The organism is Bacteroides sp. DH3716P (assembly GCF_025914115.1).
Taxonomy (GTDB): Bacteria; Bacteroidota; Bacteroidia; order Bacteroidales; family Bacteroidaceae; genus Bacteroides; species Bacteroides ovatus.
The window spans coordinates 6,581,899-6,595,544 of the sequence record NZ_CP083673.1; the positions used below are offsets into that span (position 1 = coordinate 6,581,899).

Here is a 13,646-nt window from a genome sequence, read left to right on the forward strand (position 1 = left end):
CTTCTTCCATTTGGACAGACCGCAACGGAGAGAACCACATACAGCATAGCATCATAGCTGACTCCATCGCCTTTGTCAATGCAGGGAAGAAGGATGCAACCGACACACCTGCAACAAAGGCACGCAAGGCAGCCAAGGCAGAGGGCGAGGCTCCCGTACCGCCAGCCGATGCACCGCAGGACAAGAGCGAAGACCTTCCCTTCTGAGGGTAGTATCAACTGAGAGTAGTACGTACTAATCGTAGTAAATCCGCTTTTACTATGGTTAGTATGTACTATCAGTAGTAGAATAGTAAAGTAGTATTCACTAATAGTAGTATCATGTTATGACACAGATAATTGCAGTATTAAATCACAAGGGTGGTGTAGGGAAAAGTACGACCGCAGTAAGCCTTGCGGCAGCTCTGCAACTGAGTAAGAAGAACGTCTTGGCTATTGACATGGATGGACAAGCCAACCTCACGGAAGCCTTGGGATTGTCCATCGAGGAAGAACAGACAGTCTATGGCGCAATGTGTGGACAGTACACCTTGCCGTTGGTCAAGTTGCACAANGAAGCCTTGGGATTGTCCATCGAGGAAGAACAGACAGTCTATGGCGCAATGTGTGGACAGTACACCTTGCCGTTGGTCAAGTTGCACAACGGCATCACCGTCTCACCCTCATGCCTTGACCTGTCTGCGGCTGAGTTAGAGCTTATCAGCGAGCCGGGACGGGAGCTTATCTTGAAGGGACTTATCACCAAAGCCATCGCCAAAGAGCATTTCGACTACATCATCATCGACTGTCCACCGTCATTGGGCTTGCTGACCTTGAATGCCCTCACCGCAGCCGACTACATCATCATCCCTGTTCAAGCGCAATACCTTGCCATGAGAGGTATGGCAAAGTTGATGGACATCATCCGCATCGTTCAGGAGCGGCTCAACTCCAACCTTAAAGTGGGCGGCATCGTCATCACCCAGTTCGATCGCCGCAAGACGTTGAACCGAAGCGTGAGGGAAATCGTCAATGACAGTTTTCACGAGAAGGTTTTCAAGACCGTCATCCGTGATAATGTGGCTTTGGCAGAAGCACCCATCAACGGCAAGACTATCTTTGAGTATAATCCCAAATCCAATGGTGCCAGTGATTATATGTCTTTGGCAAAAGAAGTGTTAAACTTAAAATAGCATAGCCATGAGCAAGAGCAGTATGTTGAAAGAGGGAATGAAAGGCGGTCTCAACGGACTCCTTTCTTCCACAAAGAAGCCGAGTAAGGAGCAGATAGTCACAGAAACTACACCAGCACCACCTGTGTCTGTTTCTGAGACTACCGAAGTGCCGGTGCATTGCAATTTCCTTATCAACAAGAGCATCCACACGAGGATGAAGTACCTCGCCATCAAGAAAGGGATGTCCTTGCGTGATATTGTCAATGAGGCAATGACAGAATACCTAAAGCGGCATGACACATGAGTGCCGCGCGGTATCATCGCCGAACAGACGATGATACCGCTATCTCTTCTATAAACAGACTTTACTATCCGTAGTATGGTAGTAAAAACTATTCGACTATTATACTATTCGTAGTCGATACTACTTTTAGAAAATACTATCCAACTCATTTTTAGGGCAATAGTTTTCTCTGCTTGTAGGACTGTCTCCATGCTGATAAAAGGCAATGTCGTTCCCTATTACAAGATTTTCTCTTTTTACCTCATATCAACTATCGTCCTTCCCCATATACAGCTTCGCCCCACGCCATCCCGCCCGTTTCCTCTTTTACATAACAGATTTCTTTTCGCCAGCCTTGCCGCTGCGGATATTGTTTTGCAAAGGTAATGCTGGCGATTGTTCAAACACCAAATCGTCCATTGCATTTGACCGAAAAATCTTCCTCTGCGTGCAGAGCGTATTTTTCGCTCCCGATTTGGCTTTTTGATCGCCATCACTCTTGGAAAGCAAAAAATATCCCTTGGGCAGGCAGGAAAAGCCTCCGAAATAAGGGAAGAAAAAACATAAGAGCAATGGCACACAAGAATGACTATCAAATCCAAAAGCAGTTAGACAAGCCTCAGACTTGGTTCTGCAAATACTATCCCGCACGCATCCGCAATGTGGGTGAGAAGGAGATTGCCGACAGACAATTAGTGTTTGACTTCAAGGACGGAAGAGCCTACGAGGAAGTGGCGCAGCGCACCGCAGAGAATATGCTGACACTCTACGGCAAGGGTTGCGTGAACATCGTCTTCGCCCCCGTTCCAGCATCCACAAGCGAGAGCAACGAACTCCGCTACAAGGCTTTCTGCCACAGGGTGTGTGAATTGACAGGAGCGGAAAACGGCTACGAGCACGTGAGGGTATGCGGAGAGCGTAAGACCATCCACGATAACCGCAAGAACGAGGATGAAGTCCGCAAGGCGAATGTCGTTGAGTTTGATGAGCCGTTCTTCGACAACAAAATGGTGTTGGTCTTTGACGATGTGATAACCAAGGGTCTCAGCTATGCCAAGTATGCCAACCAACTCGAAAGGCTCGGGGCATGTGTTATTGGCGGTATGTTCCTCGCACGCACACATTATAAAGTAAGGTAAAGTATGACAAAGTACGACAAGGCAGTGTCCGTATGCTTCAGCGGACACCGCAGCGTACCTTTCGCCAAGCGGAGGGAGTTGAAGCAATGTCTCAAATCGGAGATAGCCAAGGCGTATGCCGACGGCTACCGGTATTTCTATTGTGGCATGGCAATGGGATTTGACCTGCTGGCGGCAGAAGCCGCCCTTTCGTTGCAATGCGAGTTGAAGGACTTGCAGGTGATAGCCGTTGTGCCGTTCCGTGGTCAGTCTGACCGGTGGAGCAAGGAAGAGCAAGCCAAGTATGATGCCATCCTGCGCATCGTGGATGACGTGGTCGTATTGAGCGAGCAATACTACAATGGCTGCCTTCTGAGGCGCAACGACTATATGGTCAACCGCAGTTCACGTCTCATAGCCTACTTCGATGGCAATCCCAAGGGCGGCACGTTCTACACCGTCAGAGAAGCCAAGAGGCAGGGATTGGACATAGTGAATCTTCATAATAGTGTATAACCCATAAAACAGAAAATGCTTATGGACGATATTGTTGCAATCATCGTTTGCTACTTCGTGTTCGGAGCTTTGGGCAATGTGCTCAGAGCTTTGTTCGGCGGAGAGAGACGAAACGACTTCCGCCGTGACCGCTAAGCGTCTTTAAACCAAGATACGCTGACAGCCATACGTCTGCACCTTACCCCAAAAAGATGCAGCGGATAATTGTGTCCGTAGGCAAGGATATTCAGATTCCTCACCTTAACATTTTGATAAAAATAAAGATACTGCTGCCTATATTTCAAGACAGCAGTATAAACCTTACTCTGCAGGTGCCCATTTGCAACGCACAGGAGAGACGATTGCACNACTGCTGCCTATATTTCAAGACAGCAGTATAAACCTTACTCTGCAGGTGCCCATTTGCAACGCACAGGAGAGACGATTGCACCCTCTGCTTTCAGCTGCTTCATGGCTGCATCTACCTCTTTGCGGTCGAGACCGCTGAGTTCTGCGATTTTACCTGCGTTGAGAGGCTGACCAGCCTCTTTCATTGTTGCCAATACTTTTTCTTTTGCGTCCATTGTTTTGATGATTTGATGTTTTGTTTATAATCTTGTTATTAACTCTTGTATTTTGTCTTCCCTTATAATCTTCGGTTGTGCCTTACCTGCCAGAACGAGAATTTTCTTCCCGTTTCTGTAGATGTGCAGCTGTCTGCTTCGTACCACTGCTGTCAAGGTCTCATCATCCTGCATGGCTTGCCATATAGGATAATACACACCTTCTGGTTCAAACAACTTCTTCTGAAGGTGTGAGCACATNTTCTTTTGTGAACATTTCAGGGAAACGGCAGATTGTTGCATACACCTGCTTGCTTGTCACAGGCTGACCGTCCTTTCTCAGGTGCAGCCTATGACGATTGATGGCATCGGCAATCTGGTCGGTTGTCATGCCGCCATTTCGCTTTACCATCACATATACTATGGCTTCTTCTATCTTCATCCTTTATTCATCTGTTTTTCAATCCATGCCATCAATACGGCAACAGCATATTCCTGTTCTTCCTTGGTCAGTGCCCTGCCTGCTGAGATGTGATGCCACTTGAAGAAGCATCCCCGGCAACAACAGCCAGTGGCATGTTGAGCCAGGAAAACAGGATGCCCACGCATGGGAGTCTGCTTGCCGTCGTTCGGTATGACAGCCGGAGCAAGTCTTTTTGCCACAAAGTCCTCTGCGTGTTTTCGTATCGTCGGCAATCCCTTTTCCATNGACAGCCGGAGCAAGTCTTTTTGCCACAAAGTCCTCTGCGTGTTTTCGTATCGTCGGCAATCCCTTTTCCATTACATACTCCCTGTCTTGCTTGGACAGATGGAACCGGCTGCGAAAATCAGACTTTGCCAATCTCTCAAAGAGATTCGTCAGGTCATACTCTTTCTTATCACCAGGAACGCTTTCTTGCGGCTCTTCCTCTTGGAACAACGATGGATATATGTATTTCTGTGACATCATTATCTGTTGCTTCTGATTTCTAATGTTATATCCATATATGACCGCTTGCCGTCTATATAGTCTGCATAGAGTATTTCTTCGCTTCTGCCTTTCAGAATATGGCACTTACCGCACAGCTCACAGTTGTGCAGACATCTCCATTCATTCAGAACGTAATCCAAACGTTCCTCTCGTGTAGATGATTCAATAGAGGGTGTGCTCATAATCAGTGTCTCCCACAGCGTGGTCAATCAGTGCCTGAAACTCTTCTTCCGTATAGTCTTCTTCCCAACCATACGTTACGTCCTTTATGCCCAAAGTAAACCCTAATGCCTCAGAATAGGATATGCCAATTTCAGCTGCAAGGTCTCTTGCCGCTTGAAAAATCTGCTCTTCTTTGCTTAAGGGCAGTTGTTTCGCTTTCTTATGTTTTTTCTTTGGTTTCCCCATTTGAGTATATTCGTTTAATAATCAGCGTTGATGGGCATCTTGAAATTCCTGTATTTCTTTCGGAGTTCCTCATTTTGCGCCTTCATTTCCTCATACATATCATTCAGTGCGTCAGGAAATCCCCATCCACAAGGGCTTGCCCAACGAAGGCATTGCTTGATTCGNTGCGCCTTCATTTCCTCATACATATCATTCAGTGCGTCAGGAAATCCCCATCCACAAGGGCTTGCCCAACGAAGGCATTGCTTGATTCGGGAATCATACTTGTCCCAAAGGTCATAAAGCACGATGTGGCGCAATGTCTTGTCGAAATTACTCTCAACAGAATCATAGAATTGCTCCCACATGTCTCCATAGTCATAAGTGAACTGACAGGCATTCTCCATATAGAACACCATCAATTCTGCGACTGAATCTTCCGAAGGCTTCAGTTTCTTGAAGTCGGACAATGCCTTGCGGCACACTGAGAAGCGTGTCTTTGGCTCTCTGTTTCTGCTCGGATAGAACTCTTCCCGTATGATGTGCTTATACTCTTCCAGCTTCTGGCCCTCATTCGGCTCTGCATAGAAGTCAAGATATTCCTTTGCCTCTTTCCGTGCAGAATAAAGTTCCAATACCATTTTTATTATTTCACTCTTGTCCATGGACATGAGGACAGACTTTAATTTAGATTTTGACATTTCTGCTCTTTTATCTTAAAAACGGGTCAATCGTTGCCAGCAACTCTGATTTCTGCATCACACCGCTCGTCCTCCACAACACTTCGCCGNTTCTGCTCTTTTATCTTAAAAACGGGTCAATCGTTGCCAGCAACTCTGATTTCTGCATCACACCGCTCGTCCTCCACAACACTTCGCCGCGTCTGAACAGCATCAATGTGGGCACAGACTGTATGCCATACTGACTTGCAGTCACCCCATACTTGTCCACATCTACCTTGATGATGCGGATTCTGTCACCCAACACTTCCTTCACCTGCTCAAGGATGGGGTGCATCATCTTGCATGGCTGGCACCAGGTGGCGAAGAAATCGACCAAGACAAGTTGGTCACTTGATATAACGTCTTTGAATGTTTCCATTACGATTTTCTGTAAAATTATGCTATTTTCTTTCCTGTTATCTTACAATACTGCCCTGCAAATGTTAAAATCGAGAAGAATTCAATGAAAAACCTTCGTTATTTCAAAGAATATTCGTACCTTTGCAGCGCTCATCTATAGATAGAAGGAGTTTCGAGACCCGGTTGCCTTTGATGCAATTCGGGTCTTGCGTTTTATAGTGGTGTCTGCAATCTCTTTTTCATCTTCTTTTCCAAAGCCTTTAGTCCATACTCTTTGTTAAGATGGTATGCTGTCAACAGATAGAATCCGTTGCTACGTTGTTGTTCCAAGACAATAACATACTTTTCCACTTTATCATAGATGTATGTTTTCTTGACCTTACGCTTTTTGCCGTCCCTCTCTTCTATGGTAAATACATCCAGATTGTCTGGTGTCAATTCTCTCACATGGTGATTTATCCAATGAAGCCTTTGTGAACGAGCCATCTCGAATACTCGCTTTGGATAAGTCGTACCGTCTTCGTTCTCAACCATGATTTCTTCACAGGTAAGATGCTTGAACAATCTTGCCATGTCAATCTCGCCATCTGTCTTTATAGGATAGATGCGCCACCCTCTGAATGAGAATTGACAGTTATCTTCTATATCACGCTTGAATATTGCATGAAGATCATGCTCTCTTTCTCGTTCACTGAGATATGCCAGTTCCAGCAGCTCAGGGTATTTCTTGATAATATTCAAACTGCTCATTGGCTATTTCAGTGCGATAAAAAACAAATTAAACTTCTTTCTAAATTTGGGAGTTGTGGTGTTGAGACTGATATTACTGTGTTTTTTTATCTTTTCAATCAGCTTCATTTTGGCTTTCACCCTTCCTTCAACTTCTCCCTTTTCATATCTAAGGTTGTAGTTGATGGCTCCCATTAGAACATCTGCCAATTGGATGAACACACTTTCGTGTGAACGTATAAACTGAAACCTGCCAATGGAAGAGTTGTATTCCATTATTTTTCTGAGCCTCTCCAGCTTATCGCTACTGCATGTTTCCTTGATATCCATATATATGTTATATGTATAATCCATGTCCATCTTGTGATGCAGCAATTGGTAGTACATGCGAAAGTAGAAATCATTAAACGTATAGTCTTCTCGTTTCTCGTCAATCTGACTCTTGTCAACAACCACAGCCCTAAATTCCATGTCATTCATAAAGAACCAGTCTATAAGCTCTGCATAGACTTTATACGTGGCCTCGTGGACATTTGTCCATTTCAGCTCATCACTATAGCCGTGCTTCTTCTTAATATCTTTTATGGCATCTTTTGCCATGCGGATTTGTGTGTATGCTATACTTGTACATCCCAAAAGCATGTAGGGATGACCGTCATGCACCATGTGGGTGCTTTCATCACAGTAGATGTTGAATGTCTTATTCATTGTATCTGTTTTTTGTTTATTCTTTATTCCTTTTCTTCAGCGGTCCACTATGAGGTCCACGGTTCAGCGTCACACCATGCTTGTTGAGTATGCGGAACACGGAACTTCGGCTTGTGAAGCCGCTGATGGCAAAGATGTCATCTATGCTGTGCCCCTCGTTGTACATGTTCACGATATTCTTCTCACGCTCCAGTTTCGACAGTGCCCTTTCCGACTTCTTGGGCGGCCGGATATTCTGTTGCAGATGGATGATGTGTGCCGATGCCTTGCGCAGCACGGCACACTCCTCAGAGAGTGACCCGAACATACGGATGACCTGTGAGGGCTTGGTGTCGGGGAAAAGTTCGTCAAACGTATCGATGCGGTCTTGGATGGAGATGATGCGAACCACCTTCACACGGCAGTATTCTATGAANTTCGACAGTGCCCTTTCCGACTTCTTGGGCGGCCGGATATTCTGTTGCAGATGGATGATGTGTGCCGATGCCTTGCGCAGCACGGCACACTCCTCAGAGAGTGACCCGAACATACGGATGACCTGTGAGGGCTTGGTGTCGGGGAAAAGTTCGTCAAAAGTATCGATGCGGTCTTGGATGGAGATGATGCGAACCACCTTCACACGGCAGTATTCTATGAATGTAGCCAGTTCACGGGTGCCACGCAGTGCGTTACTGAACCTCGACACCACCAGCTCGTCGCCGCGCTCCAGACTCGATATGAGCTGCTTCCACATCGGGCGCAGCCTCTCGTGTTCGGACAGTTCCTCTATCACCTGAACACAGCCGTATTGCTGCATCCAAGCCTTGTCTTCTGCATACTCTTCGCCATTGGTGGCGATGAAGATGTAACCTACTTTTGCCATACTGTTGTACGCTATTAAATGAAATCAAGTGCAAAGGTACACTATTTTTCCGAGAAACAATCATACTTGGACGAAAAATCATACTTAAACACGATAATTTGCCATTTTCTTTTCACTTGATTTCATTGAAAATCATACTCGCAAGTATGATGCACAAATAAGATTAAACTTACTTTCATTCTTGCAAATATATCGCTGAAACGCATTAACTTTGCACCGTCAATTTCAAAATCAGACTCAAAATAATGACAACAATGAAATATGAAACCCAACTTTTCGGAGGACAAACCNCGCATTAACTTTGCACCGTCAATTTCAAAATCAGACTCAAAATAATGACAACAATGAAATATGAAACCCAACTTTTCGGAGGACAAACCAACCTCCATTGCATGAAGCAAATATTGCATAATGCAAAATCAAACTCGCATGGCTGTATCAGACTTGCCATTTGTATTGCCACTGCGTTTGCCGTAGTCATGCTGACAGCATGTTCAGACGGAAACGGCACGAAGTCGTTCCATTCGAGCGATGAAGCCATCAGAGAGTATCATGGCTTTCTGACCACTCTTCGACAGAACGACAAGGTCTCAATTCAGACATTAGTTAAGATTGTCAACGAATGGCGCGTGTTGGACGATTCCGTGACATCGTGCATCTCACGTGACACTGTCAGGAAAGCCCACTCATACCCGTTCACGGTATATCATGAGTTGAACGACTCCATCCACATCGAGCTGTGCCGTATGGCGATGTCTAAGCAACGCACCTTTCACGACCTGCTCTATCTCAGAGAACAGACCTCTTCCCATGTTGGTGATGAGGAACTACAGCAAGCCGTGAAGGAAGCACAGCCGTTCTTTGCTTCCTTGGACAGCTTGCCTATATATAATAAAGGTGGTAAACAGGCGGTACTGAAGCGTTACCTGCTGTTCCTGCAAAAATCCGCCAAGCAAGGCATTCACGGCAAGGAAGACCTGCTCGCTTNCGCACCTTTCACGACCTGCTCTATCTCAGAGAACAGACCTCTTCCCATGTTGGTGATGAGGAACTACAGCAAGCCGTGAAGGAAGCACAGCCGTTCTTCGCTTCCTTGGACAGCCTGCCTATATATAATAAAGGTGGTAAACAGGCGGTACTGAAGCGTTACCTGCTGTTCCTGCAAAAATCCGCCAAGCAAGGCATTCACGGCAAGGAAGACCTGCTCGCTTTCATCAAGGAAGAGCATTTGTATTTCAAATCCTTCCTGCAATACCTGCCGGATTTTGCTGACGATGACATCGGTGACATCAGACGGAATACCGAACAATGCTGTCGGGAGATACTCCGTGCCGCCGACCGCAAGGATTTGTCACACAAGGATGCCATGATTTATCTCTCCATGCGCACCAACCTCCGTCTGCTGCGCAATTCACAAGCAGCTATCGAGGATCTGAAAAGTGGCAGGGTAAAGGACGAGCACACCATGCACGCCTACCTCCTGATGATGATGCAGCCGTTCATGACGATGGATGACCTTTCCGTGAGCGTGCTCTCCGACAAGGACAAGGCAGACCTCTACAAGATAGCCGATGCGCTTCCTAAGGAGATGGACAACCTGGCCAAGAAGCTGCACCTCGACAAGCAACGCCTGTCAGATATGCCCATTCTCATGATGAAGATTTATGTCACAAGATTATAAACACCCCAAACAGAGAATACGATTATGTTAGAACAGTTTTGCGATGATTTCCTTGCCGTCGTGCCTTTGCAGTTGCCAGAACTGCTGGACAAGCGCAAGATGGAGAAGCCTGTCAAGTATGACGATTACGTGCTTCTTACTTTCCAGTTGAACACCCCTTTCACGATAGAGGAAGTGATGGATATGCTCGAAGACGAGATGGAAATGATAATCCTCTATCACCACATTCCAAGCCGTCATACGGAGTTCGGGCACAGCTGCTGTGCCTATTCCAACCCCTCTTTCGGACGGATGTTCAAGGTCAACGGCTCCACCGATGAGCGTGGCATGGTCAGCCAGATAAAAGTGACCATCTATGACTCGCTGGAGCACATGTCGGCAGATGTATGCCTCGACCTCAGCCTGCACTGCAAGAACGGATTCTTCAAATACATGAAGCCCAAGGAGGAAGTCCTGCTCGACTTCATCTGAAAGTTACATTTGCCAGATGACAGTCCTGTTCTACCGCAACAACGCACCATTCTGTTGTCCACAACCAAAGCTAAAGTCATGCCGCAAACTCCCGACCATCTGATGAAGGAAACGCTTTACATGAAGATTATCCATCTTCTCGACCGTCACCGCACATGGCTGGAGATTGAGAGTATCGCCACTGTCCGCAACCACACGATAGTCAGGAACGGCAGAATGACCGACATCCTCAGCCGTGTGCTTGTGGTCAAGGCCATCCACCATCATTTCCCCTACACGAGAGGGCAAGTGTGGCAGATAGCCGAGTACGACATGGAACAGGCTATCAAGAGCCTTCGGACAACCGACGGGGCTTTCCGTCAGAGAATAATCAAGGGAGAACTGACACTGGAGGATGTGGAGCGTATCATATCCACTGCCACACACGGTGTCGTCCAGCCCGAGCTGAGTCCACTTCCATTATTCACATGCTATACATATTATGACAAGTAAGATACTGTTTCTCATCCTGATGTCGGCGTTCTTCTTTGTGCCGATGATTCTGCACAGAAGCCGCAGACAGTTTATGACACGGTTCTATCTGCGCATGACCGCGCTTGTGACAGCAAGGAAGCTCTACCGGTTGATGCTGCTCATCCTGCTGTACGTGTTCCACTTCCTCTACCTCTGTGTACACTATAACGACATAGGCGTAGTGGCTTCCACCATAGCGTTTGCCATATTCTTTGTCTTTATGGATGTAGAGAGGTGGCTGCAGCGTCTGCACGAGGAGCGGACACCATTCCGCATCGCCGCGTTGGCGGCAGTGGTGTTTGNCACTGTTCTATCCCTCGCGCATAGTCATATCGCTGTGGAAGAACAAGGCTGACCGCAAGATGCTCCTCGAAGACACAGAAATGCTCATCATATACTACTATTAAGTATCACCTGTATCATGCCGTTCCTTTTGTATAATGGAGCTGGCGACAAACAACAGTATTCACCAAACAGATTATTGAAATGAAGAAACAGAAACATAGAACGAGTTCCGGCAAGATGTCTGAACGGATGTCCCTGTTGGAGTTCTTGAAAGAGAGGTCCGGGATAAGGCTGTCGAAGCTCGAAGCCTACCTTGACCTTGTAGACAAGGCTTCTGTACAGTACATCCCCAAGGATCTGTGCAAGCAGGAGTTCAGCCTGTCCAACGGGCAGTTTGTAATCACCATTACCGAACTGGCAGGATGCTGGCATTGGCACCGCGCCACTGTCCGCACCTTCATCGAGCAGTTGGAGAAGATGAACCAGATTTCCGTCACCCGTCTCACGAAGAGCCAAATCATCACCATCCCGATGTTGGCTGAGACACCTGCCGTTTCTCCGATTGACGCAGCCTTGGATGTGTTCCGCCAGAAGATGTGTACCGCATTGGACGAATGGCGAAGCGGCAAGATGTCCGCATCGGCTTGCGCCTCGGAATGTGAACAACTCTACGAAGATGCNTCCCGATGTTGGCTGAGACACCTGCCGTTTCTCCGATTGACGCAGCCTTGGATGTGTTCCGCCAGAAGATGTGTACCGCATTGGACGAATGGCGAAGCGGCAAGATGTCCGCATCGGCTTGCGCCTCGGAATGTGAACAACTCTACGAAGATGCTACAGAGGAAGTAGCCATTATCTTGCAGAAAGCCGACAATGGCAATTCAATTGGCAAGGTGCCATGCGGAAGCAACATTCCCGAATCTGTAGGACACGCCTTTTGTATGACTGCACTCACAGCTGTCTGCGAAGCCACCTTCCATCAGGTGCTTTCGCAGGAAACAGATAACGCCCTCGCTACCTCCCTTCTTCCCTTCTTTTACAAAGACCTGGGAGGAGACTGGCTCTCATTCATCGAGGCGGCAAAGGCAATATCAGAATTGGCATTGGATGGCAGCTCACCAGCCTTGCAGCAGGAAAGCGCAGCCATCAAGTCGCAGTTCCAGTCGCTCTGCCGACCTTTCCTTGCCATTATAGCCAACCAAGAGGTTTCCTGTCCTACTATAGGCTCTAATGACCTCTAATAATCATCGTATAACGCTTCTTCTTTTCTACTGGCACCGTGCTTCACACGTCTGCCATTGCTGTAAAATAATCGGGCTTGCCCGTTGGTCGGAAATGAGGGAATTTGGGTAGCCTAATACCCCTCTTGGTCTCCGACCATCGGGAGGCTGTCCTTACAAGCAGCAAGCTGGNTGGATTTCCGACCATCTAAGGGAATCACCACAGCACAGAGCAACGAGCACCAACGCCGTTGGACGGAAAAGGGTTGGGGATCCGCTGAAGCGACAGGCAACTACGACCGCAGCCGTGAGCGGCTCAACTTCGAGATTCGGGGCGGCAAGGTCTGTCCCATTGACAAGAGCCGAAGCATCCCGGAGCGCATGGCTGACATCCTGCGGAGCCGTGGAATCAAAGACCCCAACGAGGGACTGGCAGAGCCGCGCTTCCGCACTGTGGTCAATTTCATCTTCGGAGGCTCTCGTGAGCGTATGACGGAACTGGCATTCGGTGACCAGAAGGTGGATCTGACTCATGGAGCGGACAATTCGCATCTTACCCGATGCAAGGACATTGAGGAATGGGCAAAGGATGTTTACCGCTTTGTTGCGGACAAATACGGTGAGGAGAACATCGTCGCTTTCATNCCCGATGCAAGGACATTGAGGAATGGGCAAAGGATGTTTACCGCTTTGTTGCGGACAAATACGGTGAGGAGAACATCGTCGCTTTCATCGTACACTTGGACGAAACCAATCCGCACGTCCACTGCACCCTCTTGCCAATCAAGGACGGCAAGTTTGCGTACAAGCAGATATTTGCCGGAAAGGACAAGTACGAGTTTTCTGCCAGGATGAAAGCCCTGCACAGCGAGTTCGCCGAGGTCAACAAGCGTTGGGGCATGGAGCGCGGGACTTCTGTTTCAGAGACGGGAGCACGCCACCGCACCACCGAAGAGTACCGCCGCCAGCTGTCAGAACAGTGCACCACCATTGAGCAGTCCGTCGCCGCCCATCAGCGGACACTCGCCTCGCTCCAGTCGGACATCCGTCTGGCAGAGCGGAGAGTAAAAGGACTCACCTCAATGGTCAACAACCTCTTGCAGGAGAAGGCTGAGAAGGAGGCGGC

The 13,646-nt window shown here is 47.7% G+C and carries 18 protein-coding genes and 5 pseudogenes; 10 read left to right on the forward strand and 13 right to left on the reverse strand.

The window, feature by feature from the left end:
- From KQP79_RS25485 to KQP79_RS25495, 3 genes and pseudogenes are all read left to right on the forward strand, one after another.
- Positions 1 to 206: pseudogene (locus tag KQP79_RS25485) on the forward strand (single-stranded DNA-binding protein); the annotation flags it as partial.
- Between the two features lie 119 nt (positions 207 to 325).
- Positions 326 to 1,171, forward strand: coding sequence for a ParA family protein (locus tag KQP79_RS25490; RefSeq protein ID WP_264386588.1), 846 nt, complete (start codon positions 326 to 328; stop codon positions 1,169 to 1,171).
- Positions 1,172 to 1,178: 7 nt separating this feature from the next.
- A complete protein-coding gene (locus KQP79_RS25495; RefSeq protein ID WP_005816317.1) occupies positions 1,179 to 1,457 on the forward strand; it encodes a plasmid partition protein ParG in 279 nt (92 codons plus the stop codon).
- 306 nt (positions 1,458 to 1,763) lie between these two features.
- Here KQP79_RS25495 and KQP79_RS25500 read toward each other — a convergent pair whose 3' ends face one another.
- A complete protein-coding gene (locus tag KQP79_RS25500) occupies positions 1,764 to 2,015 on the reverse strand; it encodes a hypothetical protein (RefSeq protein ID WP_225494525.1) in 252 nt (83 codons plus the stop codon).
- On the opposite strand from KQP79_RS25500, the gene KQP79_RS25505 reads away from it, so the two are divergent.
- Both KQP79_RS25505 and KQP79_RS25510 read left to right on the forward strand, forming a co-directional pair.
- The gene (locus tag KQP79_RS25505; protein WP_005816315.1) at positions 2,009 to 2,575 is read left to right on the forward strand and encodes a hypothetical protein; all 567 of its coding nucleotides are present in this window, start codon (positions 2,009 to 2,011) and stop codon (positions 2,573 to 2,575) included. The two genes, KQP79_RS25500 and KQP79_RS25505, sit on opposite strands and share 7 nt — an antisense overlap.
- 3 nt (positions 2,576 to 2,578) lie before the next feature.
- Complete coding sequence (locus tag KQP79_RS25510) at positions 2,579 to 3,070, forward strand: SLOG family protein (protein WP_005816313.1); 492 nt, start codon at positions 2,579 to 2,581, stop codon at positions 3,068 to 3,070.
- 383 nt (positions 3,071 to 3,453) lie between these two features.
- Here KQP79_RS25510 and KQP79_RS25515 read toward each other — a convergent pair whose 3' ends face one another.
- The 11 genes and pseudogenes from KQP79_RS25515 to KQP79_RS25560 form a co-directional block, all read right to left on the reverse strand.
- A complete protein-coding gene (locus KQP79_RS25515) occupies positions 3,454 to 3,633 on the reverse strand; it encodes a transcriptional regulator (protein ID WP_005816310.1) in 180 nt (59 codons plus the stop codon).
- Positions 3,634 to 3,657: 24 nt separating this feature from the next.
- A complete protein-coding gene (locus KQP79_RS25520; RefSeq protein ID WP_264386589.1) occupies positions 3,658 to 3,873 on the reverse strand; it encodes a hypothetical protein in 216 nt (71 codons plus the stop codon).
- Complete coding sequence (locus KQP79_RS25525) at positions 3,842 to 4,054, reverse strand: hypothetical protein (protein WP_264386590.1); 213 nt, start codon at positions 4,052 to 4,054, stop codon at positions 3,842 to 3,844. The genes KQP79_RS25520 and KQP79_RS25525 overlap by 32 nt, the downstream gene beginning before the upstream one ends.
- A pseudogene (locus KQP79_RS25530) lies at positions 4,051 to 4,561 on the reverse strand (DUF4186 domain-containing protein). Before KQP79_RS25530 ends, KQP79_RS25525 begins: the two are co-directional and overlap by 4 nt.
- A gap of 183 nt (positions 4,562 to 4,744) precedes the next feature.
- Positions 4,745 to 4,990, reverse strand: coding sequence for a hypothetical protein (locus KQP79_RS25535; protein ID WP_005816298.1), 246 nt, complete (start codon positions 4,988 to 4,990; stop codon positions 4,745 to 4,747).
- A gap of 14 nt (positions 4,991 to 5,004) precedes the next feature.
- A complete protein-coding gene (locus KQP79_RS25540; RefSeq protein WP_264386591.1) occupies positions 5,005 to 5,670 on the reverse strand; it encodes a DUF6155 family protein in 666 nt (221 codons plus the stop codon).
- A 100-nt stretch (positions 5,671 to 5,770) separates the two neighbouring features.
- On the reverse strand, positions 5,771 to 6,070 hold the full coding sequence (trxA, locus tag KQP79_RS25545) for a thioredoxin (RefSeq protein ID WP_005816294.1): 300 nt from the start codon (positions 6,068 to 6,070) through the stop codon (positions 5,771 to 5,773).
- Positions 6,071 to 6,264: 194 nt separating this feature from the next.
- Complete coding sequence (locus KQP79_RS25550; RefSeq protein WP_005816292.1) at positions 6,265 to 6,801, reverse strand: hypothetical protein; 537 nt, start codon at positions 6,799 to 6,801, stop codon at positions 6,265 to 6,267.
- Between the two features lie 3 nt (positions 6,802 to 6,804).
- Positions 6,805 to 7,488, reverse strand: a complete 684-nt coding sequence (locus KQP79_RS25555) for a DUF3800 domain-containing protein (protein ID WP_234138173.1) — start codon at positions 7,486 to 7,488, stop codon at positions 6,805 to 6,807.
- A gap of 16 nt (positions 7,489 to 7,504) precedes the next feature.
- Positions 7,505 to 7,912 (reverse strand): annotated as a pseudogene (locus tag KQP79_RS26080) (recombinase family protein); the annotation flags it as partial.
- Positions 7,907 to 8,350 (reverse strand): annotated as a pseudogene (locus tag KQP79_RS25560) (recombinase family protein); the annotation flags it as partial. The pseudogenes KQP79_RS26080 and KQP79_RS25560, both read right to left, overlap by 6 nt.
- A 1,063-nt stretch (positions 8,351 to 9,413) precedes the next feature.
- On the opposite strand from KQP79_RS25560, the gene KQP79_RS25565 reads away from it, so the two are divergent.
- From KQP79_RS25565 to KQP79_RS25575, 3 genes are read left to right on the forward strand one after another with little or no spacing between them, the layout of a single operon-like run.
- A complete protein-coding gene (locus tag KQP79_RS25565) occupies positions 9,414 to 10,031 on the forward strand; it encodes a hypothetical protein (protein ID WP_264386592.1) in 618 nt (205 codons plus the stop codon).
- A gap of 24 nt (positions 10,032 to 10,055) precedes the next feature.
- A complete protein-coding gene (locus tag KQP79_RS25570; protein WP_004319947.1) occupies positions 10,056 to 10,502 on the forward strand; it encodes a hypothetical protein in 447 nt (148 codons plus the stop codon).
- Positions 10,503 to 10,511: 9 nt separating this feature from the next.
- A complete protein-coding gene (locus KQP79_RS25575) occupies positions 10,512 to 10,994 on the forward strand; it encodes a hypothetical protein (RefSeq protein ID WP_232305441.1) in 483 nt (160 codons plus the stop codon).
- Between the two features lie 411 nt (positions 10,995 to 11,405).
- On the opposite strand, the gene KQP79_RS25580 is transcribed toward KQP79_RS25575, so the two are convergent.
- Entirely contained in the window at positions 11,406 to 11,966 is a 561-nt protein-coding gene (locus tag KQP79_RS25580; protein WP_264386593.1) for a hypothetical protein, read from the reverse strand.
- Positions 11,967 to 11,986: 20 nt separating this feature from the next.
- Here KQP79_RS25580 and KQP79_RS25585 point away from each other — a divergent pair, with 20 nt between their 5' ends.
- On the forward strand, positions 11,987 to 12,541 hold the full coding sequence (locus KQP79_RS25585; RefSeq protein WP_264386594.1) for a hypothetical protein: 555 nt from the start codon (positions 11,987 to 11,989) through the stop codon (positions 12,539 to 12,541).
- Positions 12,542 to 12,688: 147 nt separating this feature from the next.
- Positions 12,689 to 13,646: pseudogene (gene mobV / locus KQP79_RS25590) on the forward strand (MobV family relaxase); the annotation flags it as partial.